This is a genomic window from Nocardia sp. bgisy134 (assembly GCF_057708325.1).
In genome coordinates, this window is sequence record NZ_JBYIRW010000013.1 from 133,697 (window position 1) to 150,190 (window position 16,494).

The following is a 16,494-nucleotide window of genomic DNA, read 5'->3' on the forward strand; positions in this document are numbered from 1 at the left end:
GATACTGATGGCCGCCGAGCCACTGACCCGCACATCCACCGGTGAGGCCGTGCAGTTCTGGATAATGGCCCCGCTCGCCGTGCTCGGCGCGCTGGGCATGGTGTTCGCGGCCAAGGCCGTGCACTCGGCGATCTGCCTGGCCGCCACCATGATCACGCTGGCCGTGTTCTACATCGCCCAGGACGCGCTGTTCCTCGGTGTGGTGCAGATCGTGGTCTACACCGGCGCGGTGATGATGCTGTTCCTGTTCGTGCTCATGCTGGTGGGCGTCGACTCCGCGGAATCGCTGAAGGAAACCCTGCGCGGCCAGCGTTTCGCCGCCGCCGCGGTCGGGCTCGGCTTCGGCATCCTGTTCGTCAGCGGCATCGCGACCGGCATTCGCAATTCCGAAATCCGGTTCCCCGCCACGGGTTTCGCCGGTCGCGACGTGATCGGCGGACTCGCCGAACTGATCTTCGTCCGGTACGTGTGGGCCTTCGAGCTCACCGGAGCGCTGCTCATCACCGCCACCATCGGCGCCATGGTGCTCGCGCACCGGGAACGTTTCGGCCCGCGGATGGATCAGCGCGAACTGTCTCGCAGGCGGTTCCGTGACGGCACGAGCCGCGCCACCCCGCTGCCGACGCCCGGCGTCTACGCCAGGCACAACGCCGTGGACATTCCCGCCCGGCTGCCGGACGGCTCGTTCGAGGAGCTGTCGGTCAGCACCATCCTGCGGCACCGCCGCACCAGGGCGCTGACCGAGGCGGCCGTCATCTCGGTCGGCTCCGGCTCCGGCGACGCGAAGACCAACGGCCACGAAACCGCCGACGAGGAAGGCACCCGGTGAACCCCGAGAACTATCTGTTCCTGTCCGCCCTGCTGTTCACGATCGGTGCGGCCGGAGTGCTGTTGCGGCGCAACGCGATCGTGGTGTTCATGTGCATCGAGCTGATGCTCAACGCGGTGAACCTCGCGTTCGTCACGTTCGCGAGGATGCACGCGAACCTGGACGGCCAGGTGTTCGCGTTCTTCACAATGGTGGTCGCCGCGGCCGAGGTGGTCGTCGGCCTAGCCATCATCATGACCATCTTCCGCGCCCGCCGCTCGACCTCGGTCGACGACGCCAACCTGCTGAAGTTCTGACGTGGATACCACGATCCTGACGCTGCTGCCCACGCTGCCGCTGGCCGGGGCCGTCGTACTGCTGCTCCTCGGCCGCGCCGCCGACAAGTGGGGCCATCTGCTCGGCTGCCTTGCCGCGCTGGCCTCCTTCGGCGTGGCCGTGTGGGCGTTCGTCGTCATGCTGGGGCGCGACGGCGCCGAGCGAGCCGTGCACGCCAACCTGTTCAGCTGGGTGCCGGTGACCGGTCTCCAGGTGGACTTCGGTCTCCAGATCGACCAGCTGTCACTGTGTTTCGCGCTGTTGATCACCGGGGTCGGCTCGCTGATCCACCTGTACTCGATCGGGTACATGAGCCACGACCCGGATCGGCGGCGGTTCTTCGCCTACCTCAACCTGTTCCTCGCGGCGATGCTGCTGCTGGTGCTGGCGAACAACTACCTGGTGCTCTACCTCGGCTGGGAGGGGGTCGGTCTGGCCTCCTACCTGCTGATCGGCTTCTGGTACGGAAAGCCGTCCGCCGCGACGGCCGCCAAGAAGGCTTTCGTGGTCAACCGGGTCGGCGACATGGGCTTGGCACTGGCCATGTTCACGATGTTCGCCACGTTCGGCTCGATCGGCTTCGGTGAGGTGTTCGCCGCCGCACCGGGCGCGAGCGAGGGCACGCTCACCGTGATCGGCCTGTTCCTGCTGCTGGCCGCCTGCGGCAAGTCCGCGCAGGTGCCGCTGCAATCCTGGCTCGGTGACGCGATGGAGGGCCCGACGCCGGTGTCGGCGCTCATCCACGCGGCCACCATGGTCACCGCAGGCGTCTACCTGATCGCCCGGTCCAACGCGATCTTCGATCTCGCGCCGAATGCTCGACTGGCGGTGGTGCTCGTCGGCGCGGTGACGCTGCTCTTCGGCGCGATCGTCGGCTGCGCCAAGGACGACATCAAGAAGGCGCTGGCCGCGTCCACCATGAGCCAGATCGGGTACATGGTCCTCGCCGCGGGCCTCGGCCCCGCCGGTTACGCCTTCGCGATCATGCACCTGCTCACCCACGGCTTCTTCAAGGCGGGACTCTTCCTCGGTGCGGGCTCGGTGATGCACGCGATGGACGACGAAGTCGACATGCGCCGCTACGGCGGACTGCGCAAGCTGCTCCCGATCACCTACGTCACCTTCGGGATCGGCTACCTCGCCATCATCGGTGTGCCGCCGTTCGCGGGTTTCTTCTCCAAGGACAAGATCATCGAGGTGGCCTTCAACGAGGGCGGCGTGTCCGGTCTGGCGCTCGGCACGGCCACCCTGCTCGGTGCGGGACTCACCGCGTTCTACATGACGCGCGTGATGCTGATGACGTTCTTCGGCGAGCGACGCTGGAAGCCCGACACGCACCCGCACGAGGCGCCGATCGTGATGACCGGCCCGATGATCCTGCTGGCCATCGGCTCGCTCGCCTCCGGCCTGGTGTTCGTGTTCGGCAACGCGCTGGTGAACTGGTTGGAGCCGGTGGTCGGCGCGCACCACGGCGAGGAGGTCGTGCCCGCGGGCGTGGTCACCGCCCTCGCGCTGGCCGTCGTCGCGGTCGGCGTCGGCATCGCCTACAACCAGTACGCGCAGCGTGACATCCCGGAAACCGCGCCGGAGGACGTGTCCGTGCTGACCGTCGCCGCCCGCAACGATCTCTACGGCGACGCGGTCAACGAGGGCGTGTTCATGCGGCCCGGCCAGCACCTCACCCGGTCGCTGGTGTTCGTCGACAACCGCGGCATCGACGGCATCGTCAACGGCACGGCCGCGCTGATCGGCGGGCTCTCGGCCCGCGTCCGCCGGGTCCAGTCCGGATTCGTGCGGTCCTACGCCCTGTCCATGTTCACCGGCGCGGCCCTGGTGGCCGCCGCCCTGCTGGCGGTGAGGATCTGGTGACTACATATCCCTGGTTGACCACCCTCTGGCTGCTTCCGGTCGTCGGCGCCGTCGTCGTGCTGGCGTTGCCCGCGACACGGCGCGTGCTGGCACGCAGTGTGGCGCTGACGTTTTCGGTGGCCGTGCTGGTGCTCGCCGTCGTGCTCGCCACGCGTTTCGATCCCGGCGGGGAGCAGTACCAGTTCGTCGAATCACACGAGTGGATCCCCGCTTTCGGCGCCGGATACACCCTCGGCCTGGACGGCATCGCGCTGGTGCTGGTGCTGCTCACCACCGCGCTGATGCCGCTGCTGATCCTGGCGGGCTGGCACGACGACCGCGCGGCCGGCTCGGGCAAGCGGGTGGCGCACACCTACATGGCGCTGATCTTGCTCGTCGAGGCGATGGTGCTGGTCTCCTTCCTGGCGCTGGACATCCTGCTGTTCTACGTGTTCTTCGAGGCCATGCTCATCCCGATGTACTTCCTCATCGGCGGCTTCGGCCCGCGCACAGCGGATGTGCACCTGCGCCAGCAGCGCTCGCGGGCGGCGGTGAAGTTCCTGCTGTACAACCTGTTCGGCGGACTGATCATGCTGGCCGCGGTCATCGGCCTGTACGTGGTGACAGCGCGCGACGGCCTCGGCGCGGACGGTGCGGGCACCTTCGACTTCCGTGCCGTGGTCGCCGCCGCCAACTCCGGTGAGCTCGGCGCGGGCCCCGCGGTGCTGAACGCGCTGTTCCTCGGGTTCATGTTCGCCTTCGCCGTGAAGGCTCCGCTCTGGCCCCTGCACACCTGGCTGCCCGACGCCGCCGTCGCCGCCACACCGTCCAGCGCGGTGCTGATGATGGCGGTGGTCGACAAAGTCGGCACCTTCGGCATGCTCCGCTACTGCCTGATGCTGTTCCCCGACGCGTCGGGAACCTATGCGCCGCTGGTGATCACGCTCGCGGTGATCGGCATCGTCTACGGTGCGCTGCTGGCGATCGGCCAGACCGACCTGATGCGGCTGATCGCCTACACCTCGATCTCGCACTTCGGCTTCATCATCCTCGGCATCTTCGCCATGACCAGCCAGGCCCAGTCCGGGGCCGCGCTCTACATGATCAACCACGGCATCTCCACCGCCGCGCTGTTCTTGATCGCCGGGTTCCTCGTCTCGCGGCGTGGCACCCGGATCATCGCCGAGTACGGCGGGGTGCAGAAGGTGGCACCGGTGCTGGCCGGAACGTTCCTCATCGCGGGTCTCGCGACGCTGTCGCTGCCGGGCTTGGCTCCGTTCGTCAGCGAATTCCTGGTGCTGATCGGCACTTTCAGCCGCTACCAGCTGGCCGCGATCATCGCGACCAGTGCATTGGTGCTCGCCGCGGTCTACGTGCTGTGGCTCTACCAGCGGATGATGACCGGCCCGGTCAGGAAGGGCAACGAGAACCTCTACGATCTGGTGCCTCGTGAGCTTGCCGTCGTCGTGCCGCTCATCGCGGCCCTGCTGTTCCTCGGCCTCTATCCGAAACCGGTGCTGGACTTCATCGATCCGGCGGTGAGCCAGACCCTGACCACCATCGGCCGCCACGATCCCGCGCCGACGGTTCCGGCGCCCGAGGCAGGCGCGGCGAATCTTCAGGAAGGCGGGCACAAGTGACCACGCATCCGATCCCCCTCGCCGCGACCGTGGCCACGCCGAGCATCGAATACGGCTTGCTCTCCCCGATGCTCATCGTGTTCGGTGTCGCGGTCGCCGCGGTGCTGGTGGAAGCGTTCGTCGCGCGCCGGTACCGCTACGGCACCCAGGTGATACTGAGCCTGGCCGGTCTCGCCGCGGCGCTGGCGGCCGTCGTCCGCTTGGCGGGCACAGAGTCCACCGCGATCGCGGGCGCCGTGGCCATCGACGGGGTGACGCTGTTCCTGCAGGGCACCATCCTGGTGGTGTCGATCCTCGGGGTGCTGTTCATCGCGGAACGTAGCGCGCAACCACGCGTCGAGGCACGATCAGGGCCGGGCACCTGGAGCCTGGCCGCGGCGACCGTGGGGCGCGGCGCGGACGCGTTCACACCGCAGGCGTCCGCGGTCCCCGGCAGCGCCGACGAGCAGGCCGCGATTCGCGCAGGAATCGCCACCACCGAGGTCTTCCCGCTCACGCTGCTCGCGGTCGGCGGCCTGATGCTCTTCCCCGCCTCGAACGATCTGCTGACCATGTTCGTCGCGCTGGAGGTGCTCTCGCTGCCGCTGTATCTGCTGTGCGGGCTCGCGCGGCGCAAGCGGCTGCTCTCGCAGGAGGCGGCGCTGAAATACTTCCTGCTCGGGGCGTTTTCGTCGGCGTTCTTCCTCTATGGCGTCGCGCTGCTGTACGGCCAAGCGGGGACGGTCCGGCTCGCCGGGATCGCCGACGCGATCGCCGCGCACCCCTCCGAGGCGATGCTCGCGCTGCTCGGCCTGGCGATGCTGGCGGTCGGGCTGCTGTTCAAGATCGGCGCGGTCCCGTTCCAGTCCTGGGTGCCCGACGTCTACCAGGGCGCACCGACCCCGATCACCGCGTTCATGGCGGCCGCGACCAAGATCGCGGCGGTCGGCGCCATGCTGCGCATCCTGCAGATCGCGGTGCCGGGGCTGCGGGACGACTGGCGGCCGGTGCTCGCGGCGGTCGCGATCGCGACGATGGTCGTCGGCGCGGTCCTCGCGGTGACGCAGACCGACGTGAAGCGGATGCTGGCGTATTCGTCTGTGGCGCATGCCGGTTTCATCATCGTCGGCTTGGTCGCCGCCAACGACGCGGGCATCGCGGCGGTGCTGTTCTATCTGGTCGCCTACGGCCTGGGCACCCTCGGCGCGTTCGCGGTGGTGAGCCTGGTCCGCGAGCCCGATGGTGCGGAGGCGACCGCGCTGGCGCAGTGGTCCGGGCTCGGCCGCCGTTCCCCGTGGCTGGGAGCGGTGTTCGCGCTGCTGCTGCTCTCCTTCGCCGGTCTGCCGCTCACCAGCGGGTTCGTCAGCAAGTTCGCGGTGTTCGAGGCAGCCGTGTCCGGCGATGCCGTCACGCTGGTGATCGTCGGCGTCATCTCCAGCGCCATCGCGGCGTTCTTCTACATCCGGGTGATCGTGCTGATGTTCTTCACCGATCCCCCGGCCGACGCGCCGATGGTGATCACTCCCCCGCTCACCCGGGCGATCGTTCTGCTGACCGCCGCGGCGACCATCGTGCTCGGTCTGTTGCCGCAGTCGCTGCTCGATCTCGCCGAGCGAGCGTCGACCCTCGTGCGCTGATCTCGTCCCTGAAGGGGCCCCGGCCGATCGTTCGGCCAGGGCCCCTTCTTGTGCGCTACTTGTCGAGTTTCGCCCGGAACGGACCGCCGATGCTGTTGAACAGCAGGTCGCCGTTCGGGAATGCCTCGATGATCGCGTACGCGCCGTTGCCGTAGTTCGACGGCCCGAAGATGGTGCGGTGCACGGTCTCTCCGGTCTTCCAGTCCAGGCCGGTGACCTCCCAGCCGTCGGCCTCGCTGTAGCCGTTGACGAACACGACGCCGGCCGTGGTCGACACCGCGGGCACCATGGACGTGGACACCACGTCGCCGCGCTCCCACGCCGAGGTCCACTTGTCCGCGGCCGGGTCCCATTCGAAGCGCTGCATGCCGTGCGGCGGATCGTCGACCGGGCCGTTGGCCATCACGTCGACGAGCCGGTCGGGTTCGCCACCGGAGCCGATGTTCTGCACGACGAACGCTCCGTAGTCGTGCACCACCACGGACTGCTCGCTCTGGATGAACTCGGGCTTCGGTTCCGGCAGGCCCGCCGTCACCTCGATCTGGTCGGCGATGCGGTTCGACTCGGCGCTCGCCTTCGGCTGGAAGCCCTCGGGAATCTCATTGCGCCAGAAAGCGACCAGCTTCATGTGGTCGGCGCCGTCGGTGATCACCACGAGTTCGTCGCTGTCGTCGCCGAATCCCATGAGGGTGGGCGTGGAGCCGCTGCCGACGCCGAACTTCACCGCGGGCGGCTGGCGGCCGAAGTCGTAGGGCGCGGACCAGGCGCCATCGGCCTCGTCGGTGGACAGCTTGGCGCCGGTCCACACGACCTTGCGCATCACCTTGTCGGAGGCGACGTAGATGCCGCCCTTCTCGTCGACGGCGATGGAATTGGAGACGGTCTCGTCGTCGCCGAAGCGAATCTGCTGCGGTGGCCCCGACAGCTCGCGGTCGATCGCGAGCAGGCCGCGCGAGGAGACGACGACGAGGTGGCCGTCGTAGGTCATGTTGACGCCGACGATGCTCTCAGGGATGCCGAGCGTGGTGGTGCCCGTCCCGAGCAGCGGCTTGAAGTCGAAGCGCTCGACGATCTCGATGCCTTCTTCGGGCTTGTCGTTGTTCTTCAGGCCGAAAACGAGGAGCTCGGAGTTCTGGGTGGTGTAGTAGATGCGATTGTCCTTGTCCACCAAGCCGTAGACGCCGTTGGCGATGCGCTGCCAGGTCGCGCCGCCCCAGTCGTCGCGGATGGCGTTCTGGATCTGGGCGGTATCGGTGAACGTCTGATCGAGCACCTGGTCCAGTGCCTGCGTCGGGATGGGTTGCACCCCGGGCGCGTCCATCGCGGCGACCTCGCGGAATCCACGGTCGGAGACGTCGACGTACCGCACGCCGGAGCTCGACGAGACCCACATGTACTTCTCCGACGTCGAGGCCAAGGTGATGATGTTGACCGGGCCCGCGGGCACGCGCGGCATCTGCTGGGGGTCGACCCGGAACGTGCCCCTCGGCACGGGGTCGGCGAAGCTGTCGGACTGGCCGGAATCCAAGTGGGTGACCGCGTATTTGTCCGCGGCCAGGTACGGGTTCTTCGCCGGACCGCGTACCGTGCTGTTCGCGGCCGGACTAGGGTCCGACGATTCCGGCGAATCGTCGCCACACCCGGGTACCGCGCAGGCCACGGCCACGGCCAGGACCGCGATACCGATGGAAGATCGATGCTTGCTCACAGCAGTGCTCCTGTTCTCGCGACGGGTACTGCGTTCGAATCGAGCTGACGAACGAACCGTCGACCGCAACACCGCCGACGGCGACCAGCGGAACCACACGAACTGAGACAAGATGCCTTCGGGCTTCCGCGACGCTAACACGACGCGCGCCACAACAAGATCACTTCCGCACACTGCACGTGGGGACCTCGAACCAGGCAGGTCGCGTCCACTGCCGTTACGCACTCGATGCCGCAATCGGATCGGCGAGCTGGTAGGAGCCGCAGCTCAGGGCTTGGAGTGCCGTTCCCACGCGACTGTGTCGAGTCGCTGCCAGTAATTCAGGCGGTCCCAGGTGAGTCCGCGCAGTGTGTCTCGCGACCGTTCGTTTGTCCTGCTCAGCAAGGGCGCTGCCGGATGTGGAAGGGTGGGTTCATCAATGAGTTCGGTTCTGTGGATACCCGATCACGAGTACCCGATGGAATCTCGAGCGAGGAGCGGCTTGGTGGAAGCAATGTTCGATGTGGCTGGGCTGGTGGGACATCGCTATCGTGCGGATGACTACTACGAGGTGGGCCGGGAGAAGATCCGCGAGTATGCGCGGGCTGTCCAGGATTTCCACCCGGCGCACTGGAGCGAGTGCGCCGCCGGCGACCTCGGCTACGCCGGTTTGGTCGCGCCGACCACATTCATCTCGATAGCCGCGATGCTGGCCAACCGTAAGCTCTTCGAAACGGTGATCACGGGCTATGACGTGTTCGTGCAGACCGATCAGGTCTTCGAGATGTACAAGCCGGTGCTCACCGGTGACCGGCTGGTCAGTGATGTCGAAATCACTTCGGTTCGTCGCATAGCGGGCAAGGATTTGCTGACGATTACCAATACCTTCTTCGACCAGACCGGTGCGGTGGTGCAGATCATGCATACAACCGTCGTCGGCATCACCGGCGACGAGGTCGGCGCCGGCATCAGTGACGCGATCGAACGTGTGGTCATGCACGGTATCAACGTGTCGTCTCGAACCGCGACCTCGGCCGCGACGGCGCGGACTGCGACGGACCCGGTTTCCGAGACCGGCCCACGCCTGTCCCCTATCTCGCGCACGCGTGTCCCGCGCACCGCAATCCGATTCGAAGACATCACCGTCGGCGACGAGCTTCCTGCTCGGATCGTGCGACTGACACGCGGTGATCTGGTGAATTACGCGGGGGTCTCCGGTGACGCGAACCCCATCCACTGGCACGACGAGGTCGCCGCGCTAGTGGGTCTTCCCGATGTGATCGCGCACGGCATGCTCACCATGGGCCTCGGAGCAGGATTCGTCACCGGATGGCTCGGCGATCCAGGCGCGATCACCAGGTACGGGGTCCGGTTGTCGAACTACACCGTCGTCGAAGCCGCCACTGTCGGGAGCGTCGAGTTCACCGGGCGCATCAAGTCGGTCGACCCCGAGGCCAGGACCGCCGTCGTCGTCATCATCGCCAAGTCCGCAGGACGCAAAATCTTCGGCCTGGCCACCGCGGATATCCGTCTCGCGTAGTCCTCGGCCCACGCACTCCGACACCGCCGCCGGCTGACCGGCCGCCCTGCCCTGCCGGCGCCGGGCGGCTCCGCGATCGGAACAGGGTGTCGCGGACTCGTAGCTCGTCATCGATGCGCTGATCTATGCGGCGCATCTTCCTCACGGCAAGCCACAAGCCCAGACGATCACGGCGTTGGTGGCCAGGGGCGAACACCCTGCCTACTTGTCGTGCTGTCGGCGCACCATTTCGGTGATCCAGGTGGGCGCGAACGGAGACGTGCAGTTCGGTGGAGTCGGGTAGTCCTTCAGCACCTCCAGGCGCTCACCGATGTCGATCGCACGGGCGCGGTGCTCGGCGTGCTCGATCCCGATCTGAGCGAGGCAGTGGTTCATCGCCCACTGCAAGCGATCCGGTGCGTCTTTCATCTGCGCCTCGATGACGTCGAGCAGTCCTGCCAGGTCGAGGCCCTCGGGCTGCTTCGCCACGCGTTCGGTGGTCAGCGCCCATCCGGCGCTCGCGACCACCGGATCCGGATCGGCGGACCAGGCCAGGCGCAGTTCTTCGGCGTGCGGGTTCTTCTTCACCACGTAGTTCACGAGCCAGTCGTGCACCTTGGGTGTGCGCGCCTGGCGCACCATGACGTCCAACTCGTCACGCTCGAACGTCTTCGGGCGGCAGAGGAGTGTTGCCAGCAGTTTCGCCGCGGTGTCGTCCGTTTCCCACAGCCCGCGCGCGAGTTCCTGTTGCGTTTTCAGCCGCTTGGCGAGCGCGCGCAGTTTGCTGAGGTTCACACCGTGATCGTCACCGTGCTTCTCGTTCACCGCGCGGATCTTCGGGTCCTCGAGCGCGACCAGTTCGGCCATGACCTCGGCCACCGTCGTCTCGGCCACCTCGACCTCCTGTCCGTCACATGGGAGATTCAGCCTATGGCTTCCCGCTGTCGATCACGCGGAGCCGCTCTCGACCTGAACCACGCGCGGCCGACCGGGTCGGATTCCCTACCGGCGGCGCGTGGTGTCCGAGGCCAACATTCGTCGGCCTGCCGAGACCGGCTCACGCGGCGACGCGCTGGAACAACCGTCCCGCGAGGTCGATGCCGACGACCGCGCCGCTCTCGTCGCGGGAGAAGAAACCGAGCTGTCCACGCAGACCGCCGTGGGTGACGAGGTATTCGTCGCCATCGCCGGGCAGCAGGCCGATGGCGGCCGCCGGGTAGTCCGGCGGCACTTCCTGATCCGATGCCGCGCGGATCTCCGGTTTGACCCCGACCGCGAGGTTCAGCCCGGTCTCGTCGGCGGCAATGGTGAGGGTCATGGCGTCGATGGCGTACGTGCCGACCAGTTCCGCGGCGCGGGACGAGTCGTAGGAGATCGGTTCGGGGTCGCGGTCGAGGACGCGCAGGTAGCGCTCGAGCGCCCAGCGCACGATCGCCTGGTTGCAGGCGATGCCCTCGGGTCCCGCGTTCGACATCACCACGATCGCGAAATCGCGTTCGGGGACGATGAGCAGTTCGGCGAACTGCCCGTTGCCGGATCCGCCGTGACCGATGGCCCGCACGCCGTCGATGTCACGCAGGAACCAGCCGACGCCGATGGCGTCGCCGAACGTGCTCGCCCGCAGCGCGACCGTCGGACGACGCATCGCGCGCAGCGTGTCGGTGGGCAACACCGCGCCGCCGTCACCGAGATGGAAACGCGCCCAGCGCAATTGGTCGGCCGCCGAGGACGCCAGTCCGCCGCCGGGGTTGTTCGCTCGCCATGGCCGCCACAGACGCGCAACCGTCAGCGAACCGTCAGCCTCGGCATTGTGGCCCTCCGCGAACCGGCGGGCGGTGATCTCGCGCGACGCGAAGAAGCTGTGCGTGAGGCCGAGCGGCGCGAAGATCAGCTCCGCGATGGCCTGTTCGAACGGCTGCCCGGTGACCTTCTCGATGACCCGTCCGGCCAGGTTGTATCCGGCCTGGCTGTAGGAGGCACGAGCGCCGGACGCGGCGATCAGGCCGAGTTCCGGGAGCCTGGCGACGAATTCGGCGAGCGCGTCTTCGCCGTCGCCGGTGTCGACGAGGAGGTTCCAGTCCAGTCCGGCGGTGTGGTTCAACAGGTTCGCCACGGTGATCCGGGTGGCGGCGTCTTCGTCGGCGAGCGCGAGTTCGGGAAGGTAGGTCCGCACCGGGGCGTCCAGCTCGACCCGGCCCTGCGCGGCCAAGCGCATGAGCGCGGTCGCGGTGTAGGTCTTGGTGACCGAGCCGAGCTGGAACAGCGTGTCGCTGTCGACCGGTTGCGGGTTGTCCAGGCTCGTGACGCCGTGGCAGGCGAAGACGTCCTGGCCGTCGATCAGCACCCCGACCGCGACTCCGGGAATCCCGAACTGCGTGGCGGTCGCTTCGACGAACTCGGACAACGTGACATCGGACATCGGGCGTTTCCTTTCGCTTCGTGGAACGCCCATGACGATGCCGGTCGGCGCTGACAGCGCACCGACGGCGGGCTGACAGCCCGTCAGTCGGCGCGCAGCACGCCGCGCAGGTATGCGGCGAATGCCGACGTATCCCCGATGAATCCGGTGTGATCGCCGGGGAACAGTGTGGGTACCAGGCCGAGCGCCGCGGCCAGCGCACGACTGCTGCGGTCGCAGAGCTGTCCGGCGGAGTCGACGCCGATACCGATGACGATCCGAGCCTGGGTCGCGCGCAACGTGTTGAGATCGGGTCGCCAGCCGACGGTGCCGAGCAGCTCGTGGTCGAACCAGTAGCGTTCGGAGGCTGCCCGGGCGGGATCGCGGTCGCCGCCGAACATCTGCTGAAGTACCGGTTCCGGCAGCTGAATGTTCGCCTGCGCGAGGAACTTCCGGAAGGCGCCGAGCACGTCGCCTGCGCCGTAGGTGGCGATCATGTCCTCGGTGCCCGCCCGCAGCTCGGCGCGGTCGTCGAGCAGCTCGATCAGCGGCGGTTCGTGCGCGACCACCGTGGTGACCAGATCAGGATGGGCCTCGACCAGGGCCAGCGCGCTCGCCGCGCCACCGCTGGACCCGACGACCACGGCCGGGCCGATGCCGAGGTGGTCGATCAGCCGGGCGAGATCCTCACCCCGCAGTTCAGGCGTGGAGTCCTGGTGCGGATCGGTGAGCACGCTGCCACCGTGGCCGCGCGGGTCGAGGGTGAGGACGGTGTGGTCGGTGGCGAGCAGGTCGGCCAGCGGCGCGAAATCCGCGGCGGCCATGGGCGCGCCCGCCAAGACGATGAGCGGACCATTCCCGCGGACCTCGTAGTAGAGGCTGACGTCGGAGAATTCGACGGTGGCGGCGACGGCGGCAGGGCTGACGGTCATAAGGTCTCCTAGGTGTGAACGCGTCCCTTCGACTGTGTGGACGGGCGGGGCGTGGGAAATTCATCGCGGCCTCGGAATCGGGTGCGCGTCGGGTGTCACAACCGGCCCTGCGGTGGTGTCTAGTGGGTGTCGTCGAGCCCGGCCCGGCGACGCCCATCCGACCATTCGCCCCGAAGGACCAGCCCCATGTCGACCGACGAAGAAACGAGCAACAAGGCGACCTTGGAACGCCTGCATGCCGCCCTCAACTCCCACGATACGGAGCGCATCACGGCGACGATCGACGAGGTAGTCGCGCCCGACGCACTGATCCGCACCCCGGCGCCGGTCGGCGTCACCGGCGCGCGAGCGCTCGAAGAGGTGTTCCGCAGGCTCCACCTGGCTTTCCCCGACCTCCACGTCGGGGTCGAAGACACGATCGCGGAGGGTGACAAGGTCGTCAGTAGGAACACGGTCACCGGCACCCACCGAGGCGAGTACATGGGCCTCCCGCCGACCGGCAAACCCATCACCTACAACGAGATCTTCATCTTCCGCTTCGTCGACGGCCGAGTCGCCGAGACCTGGGGCGTTGTCGATACTTTGGGGCTGATGCGTCAGCTCGGCGCGCTTCCTTGGTGACACCGCGACGTAGTAGTTGTTTACCGTCAGGTCGCTCGCTCGGTCATTGGTAGGCTCCCCGCGTAGTGACGGGATCTACAGGGGCGGGCGCGTGATGCAGGGACGACGTTCAAGGGAGCCGATCCGGTGATCGAATCCGTCCAGCAGCTCAGGCAACTGGTCTCGCCGCCGCCGAATCGCCGAGATATCGACTGGGATGGCGTCGAACGGGACCTAGGTGATGAGCTTCCGGCCGACTACAAGGAATTGATCGGCATCTACGGCGGCGGCTACTGGGACAACTACCTCTACATCCTCGAACCTGGCTGTGCCAACGACGATTACAACCTTCTCGACTGGAAGGGCTGGCACACCGAAGTCCTGGAAGACCTCTGGGAGTTCGAGGACAAACCGGCCGAACTCAACGAAGACGGCGCCAGGCTGCTGCCATGGGCCACGACCGACAACGGTGAACTCCTCTACTGGCTGATCCGCCCCGGCCGGCGATCCGATGACTGGACCGTCATGGTGAACGAGGCGCGCGGCGACCACTGGGAACACTTCGGACACACCTGCACGCAATTCCTCGCGTCGGCTCTCACCGGAGACATCCGCTCGACCCTGCTATCAGCCCACTACTTCCCGCTTCCAGTTCACACACACAGGCGATTACGCCCGACGGATCAGTAACGGCCGCAACGCATCCAGTGTCGATCTGGTGGACGATGCCTGAATGCGTTGTGTATTCACCGACCTCACGCAGCTGACCGCTGTGCCCCGGGTCGCCGTCGTCGTCGACGTCATGCGTGCGTTCACCACCGCGGCATACGCTTTTGCCGGTGGGGCGGGCAAGATCGTCTTCGCTGAAACCGATGACGCGGCCTTGAAATCGAAGGCACGCCATCCGGATTGGCTGGCTGTGCGCGACGGGACGCCCGCGCCGGGTTTCGATCTCGCGAACTCACCTGGGCAGATCAGGGCACGGGATCTCCGTGGCCGGACCCTCGTGCTGAGAACAACCGCGGGCACGGCGGGCGCACTGGCCGTGGCGGGCGCAGATGTGATCTTGTGCGCGAGTTTCGTTGTCGCACAAGCGACAGCGAGCTTCCTGCGGAGCCTGGCGCCCGGCGAGGTGGTGTTCGTGATCACCGGGGACAACGGACGCGCCGACGAGGACCTGGCATGCGCCCACTACATCGCCGAGTTACTGACAGCCGAAGAGGTAGACCCGTCGCCGTTCATCGAACGGGCGCGTCGCTCGGTCGCCGCCGAGGACCTCGCAGAGGGCCTGCGACAGGGATACCGGGGAGTGCATCCCGACGACGTACCGCTCTGTCTGGAAGCCGACGTCCACGCGTTCGCTATGACCGCAACCAGCGGAGCGTGGGGAATGACCTTGGGCGCCAGAAGGCCACGCAGATGAGGCCAGCGCGAGCGCCTCACTCGTCGAGGCCGGACCGTCGACTTGGCTGAGGCTCATGGCCACGACTACCGAAGCCGCCCTCACGCGTCGTAAGTGACCAGCACGGGCCGATCACCCCCGACGTCGCATGAGCACTGAGTAGAACGACCCTGTCCCCCAGCCGGTTTCACGAAGCGAGCCCGCCACCCGACATCTCCATTCGCATGCCGCCGAAACGGCTACACATCGCCCGGTCGTGGGTCACGATCACGACCGCGCCCGGATAGTCCGCCAGTGCGGCCTCCAACTCCTCCACCAGAGCGGGGGCGAGGTGGTTGGTCGACTCGTCGAGCAGCAGCAAACGGCCGAATCGCGTTGGCGTCAACCCCGTTCCGCGGGAACGTGATCCGGATCGCGCCACGGTGGAAAGCGCAGATAGGTGACTGCCCGCAGCAACCACTCCACCGGCCCGTACCGGTGGTCGCGCAACCACCACGCGCTCAGCGCGAGTTGCGCCGCGTAGGTGAGCAGGGCGAACCCGATCACCCCGGCGGGCGGCACCTTGTCGGCGAGGGCGAAGCCGTAGCCGGTGTAGAGCACCATGAGAACGATCGACTGCCCGATGTAGTTCGAGGCCGCCATCCTGCCCGCGGGCGCCAGTCTGCCGACGGCTCGCGCGGTGCGCGGTGCGCGGGCGAGCAGGAGGATGCCCGCGATGTAGGCGAAGGTCATCACCGGGTTCACCAGTTCCTGCACGCCCATCCACCACCACGGCGCGTGCAGCAGGCCGACCGAGTTCGCGAACGTCACCGCCGAGATGGGCAGTCCGAGCGCCAGCCCGATGGCCAGCACCCGCGGCGCCCACCGATCCAGTGTCTCGGCGTCCTCGAACAGGCCACGTTTGCCCGCCGCCATGCCGATGAGGAACAGCCCGAGACTGGTCATCCCCTGCGCGACCCAGGTGAGCAGCATGAAGCTGGGCGCTACGGACAGTTGCATGTCGAGCGTGTCGGCGAAGCTGCCGGTGTAGCCGGCGCGCAGTGCGGGCAGGTCGATGAATCTCGACAACTCCTGGTACATGTCGCCGCCGGGCCCGGGTACGAACGCCCACAGAGACCACAGAGCGTAGAGGACCACACCGGTGATCAGCGCCGTGCGTGGCCGCAGGTTCCGCAGCATGATCAGGATCAGGCACAGCAGCGCGTACAGGGTCAGGATGTCGCCGATCCAGAGCAGCACGACGTGCGCGAGTCCGATCGCCATCAACGCCGCGCAACGCCGCAGCAACCGTGCGTTCGCCGACGCTCCTGCCCGCTGCGCGGCCGCGATCTGCAAGGTGAAGGAGTAACCGAAGAGGAATGCGAACAGCAGGTAGAACCGTCCGGAGAACAGCGCGTCCACCACGCCGGTGACGATGTGGTCGACGGTGCCCCGGTAGTGCTGCCGGATGTCCTGCTCGGTTCCGTCGAACGACCACAGCACCGTCGCCACGGTCACATTGGTGAGCAGAATCCCGAACAGCGCGAAGCCGCGCAGGATGTCGACCTCCGCGATCCGCCGACCGGTGGTCGCGGCGGGCAGCACGGATTCGGTGGCACCGGACATGATCCGACGTTAACCGCCGCGACGACCGGGGCGCGTCACCCGTTCGAGCGATTCGCGCACCGGCCGAAGTCAGGGCGAGCCACGACCTCCGGCGTATTGACCG

Annotated in this window: 14 protein-coding genes and 1 pseudogene; 9 read left to right on the plus strand and 6 right to left on the minus strand. The window is 67.3% G+C overall.

Annotated features, from left to right (window positions below; translation table 11 throughout):
• The first annotated feature begins 7 nt into the window (after nt 1-7).
• Genes AC3ERS_RS23015 through nuoN form a run of 5 tightly spaced genes read left to right on the plus strand, consistent with a single transcriptional unit; the run spans nt 8 to nt 6,248 of the window.
• Nucleotides 8-829, plus strand: coding sequence for an NADH-quinone oxidoreductase subunit J (locus AC3ERS_RS23015; protein ID WP_431970227.1), 822 nt, complete (start codon nt 8-10; stop codon nt 827-829).
• On the plus strand, nt 826-1,125 hold the full coding sequence (gene nuoK / locus AC3ERS_RS23020) for an NADH-quinone oxidoreductase subunit NuoK (RefSeq protein WP_036536861.1): 300 nt from the start codon (nt 826-828) through the stop codon (nt 1,123-1,125). Before AC3ERS_RS23015 ends, nuoK begins: the two co-directional genes overlap by 4 nt.
• 1 nt (nt 1,126) lies before the next feature.
• Nucleotides 1,127-3,013 carry an NADH-quinone oxidoreductase subunit L gene (gene nuoL / locus AC3ERS_RS23025; protein WP_431970124.1) on the plus strand — a complete coding sequence of 629 codons (1,887 nt, stop codon included), beginning with the start codon at nt 1,127-1,129 and terminating at the stop codon, nt 3,011-3,013.
• A complete protein-coding gene (locus tag AC3ERS_RS23030; RefSeq protein WP_431970125.1) occupies nt 3,010-4,632 on the plus strand; it encodes an NADH-quinone oxidoreductase subunit M in 1,623 nt (540 codons plus the stop codon). The genes nuoL and AC3ERS_RS23030 overlap by 4 nt, the downstream gene beginning before the upstream one ends.
• Nucleotides 4,629-6,248 (plus strand): NADH-quinone oxidoreductase subunit NuoN, encoded by a 1,620-nt coding sequence (nuoN, locus tag AC3ERS_RS23035; protein ID WP_431970126.1) that lies wholly within the window; start codon nt 4,629-4,631, stop codon nt 6,246-6,248. The genes AC3ERS_RS23030 and nuoN overlap by 4 nt, the downstream gene beginning before the upstream one ends.
• A 55-nt stretch (nt 6,249-6,303) precedes the next feature.
• Here nuoN and AC3ERS_RS23040 read toward each other — a convergent pair whose 3' ends face one another.
• Nucleotides 6,304-7,956: a hypothetical protein gene (locus AC3ERS_RS23040; protein ID WP_431970127.1), complete on the minus strand. Its 1,653-nt coding sequence runs from the start codon at nt 7,954-7,956 to the stop codon at nt 6,304-6,306.
• Between the two features lie 493 nt (nt 7,957-8,449).
• Between AC3ERS_RS23040 and AC3ERS_RS23045 the strand changes: the two genes are divergently transcribed.
• Nucleotides 8,450-9,475 carry a fused (3R)-hydroxyacyl-ACP dehydratase subunits HadA/HadB gene (locus tag AC3ERS_RS23045; RefSeq protein ID WP_431970228.1) on the plus strand — a complete coding sequence of 342 codons (1,026 nt, stop codon included), beginning with the start codon at nt 8,450-8,452 and terminating at the stop codon, nt 9,473-9,475.
• A 201-nt stretch (nt 9,476-9,676) separates the two neighbouring features.
• Here the strand turns inward: AC3ERS_RS23045 and AC3ERS_RS23050 are convergent, their stop codons facing one another.
• The 3 genes from AC3ERS_RS23050 to AC3ERS_RS23060 form a co-directional block, all read right to left on the minus strand.
• Entirely contained in the window at nt 9,677-10,348 is a 672-nt protein-coding gene (locus tag AC3ERS_RS23050) for a DNA alkylation repair protein (protein WP_431970128.1), read from the minus strand.
• Nucleotides 10,349-10,511: 163 nt separating this feature from the next.
• Entirely contained in the window at nt 10,512-11,873 is a 1,362-nt protein-coding gene (locus AC3ERS_RS23055; RefSeq protein ID WP_431970129.1) for a serine hydrolase domain-containing protein, read from the minus strand.
• An 83-nt stretch (nt 11,874-11,956) separates the two neighbouring features.
• A complete protein-coding gene (locus tag AC3ERS_RS23060) occupies nt 11,957-12,784 on the minus strand; it encodes an alpha/beta fold hydrolase (protein ID WP_431970130.1) in 828 nt (275 codons plus the stop codon).
• A 186-nt stretch (nt 12,785-12,970) separates the two neighbouring features.
• On the opposite strand from AC3ERS_RS23060, the gene AC3ERS_RS23065 reads away from it, so the two are divergent.
• The 3 genes from AC3ERS_RS23065 to AC3ERS_RS23075 all read left to right on the plus strand — a co-directional run bounded on the left by AC3ERS_RS23065 (nt 12,971) and on the right by AC3ERS_RS23075 (nt 14,807).
• Nucleotides 12,971-13,405 carry an ester cyclase gene (locus AC3ERS_RS23065; RefSeq protein ID WP_431970131.1) on the plus strand — a complete coding sequence of 145 codons (435 nt, stop codon included), beginning with the start codon at nt 12,971-12,973 and terminating at the stop codon, nt 13,403-13,405.
• Between the two features lie 126 nt (nt 13,406-13,531).
• Entirely contained in the window at nt 13,532-14,074 is a 543-nt protein-coding gene (locus AC3ERS_RS23070) for an SMI1/KNR4 family protein (protein WP_431970132.1), read from the plus strand.
• Nucleotides 14,075-14,117: 43 nt separating this feature from the next.
• On the plus strand, nt 14,118-14,807 hold the full coding sequence (locus AC3ERS_RS23075; protein ID WP_431970133.1) for a 2-phosphosulfolactate phosphatase: 690 nt from the start codon (nt 14,118-14,120) through the stop codon (nt 14,805-14,807).
• A gap of 166 nt (nt 14,808-14,973) precedes the next feature.
• On the opposite strand, the pseudogene AC3ERS_RS23080 reads toward AC3ERS_RS23075, so the two are convergent.
• Together AC3ERS_RS23080 and AC3ERS_RS23085 are read right to left on the minus strand one after the other, a co-directional pair.
• Nucleotides 14,974-15,147 (minus strand): annotated as a pseudogene (locus AC3ERS_RS23080) (tylosin resistance protein TlrC); the annotation flags it as partial.
• Between the two features lie 20 nt (nt 15,148-15,167).
• Nucleotides 15,168-16,391 carry a DUF418 domain-containing protein gene (locus AC3ERS_RS23085; RefSeq protein ID WP_431970134.1) on the minus strand — a complete coding sequence of 408 codons (1,224 nt, stop codon included), beginning with the start codon at nt 16,389-16,391 and terminating at the stop codon, nt 15,168-15,170.
• Between the last annotated feature and the right edge of the window lie 103 nt (nt 16,392-16,494).

Excerpts from the sequence above, each read along its gene's own strand:
- AC3ERS_RS23015 (WP_431970227.1), top strand. The coding sequence starts at position 8 with ATGGCCGCCGAGCCACTGACCCGCACATCCACCGGTGAGGCCGTGCAG.
- AC3ERS_RS23085 (WP_431970134.1), bottom strand. The coding sequence starts at position 16,391 with ATGTCCGGTGCCACCGAATCCGTGCTGCCCGCCGCGACCACCGGTCGG.
- AC3ERS_RS23075 (WP_431970133.1), top strand. The coding sequence starts at position 14,118 with ATGCGTTGTGTATTCACCGACCTCACGCAGCTGACCGCTGTGCCCCGG.
- AC3ERS_RS23065 (WP_431970131.1), top strand. The coding sequence starts at position 12,971 with ATGTCGACCGACGAAGAAACGAGCAACAAGGCGACCTTGGAACGCCTG.
- AC3ERS_RS23055 (WP_431970129.1), bottom strand. The coding sequence starts at position 11,873 with ATGTCCGATGTCACGTTGTCCGAGTTCGTCGAAGCGACCGCCACGCAG.
- AC3ERS_RS23060 (WP_431970130.1), bottom strand. The coding sequence starts at position 12,784 with ATGACCGTCAGCCCTGCCGCCGTCGCCGCCACCGTCGAATTCTCCGAC.
- AC3ERS_RS23045 (WP_431970228.1), top strand. The coding sequence starts at position 8,450 with ATGTTCGATGTGGCTGGGCTGGTGGGACATCGCTATCGTGCGGATGAC.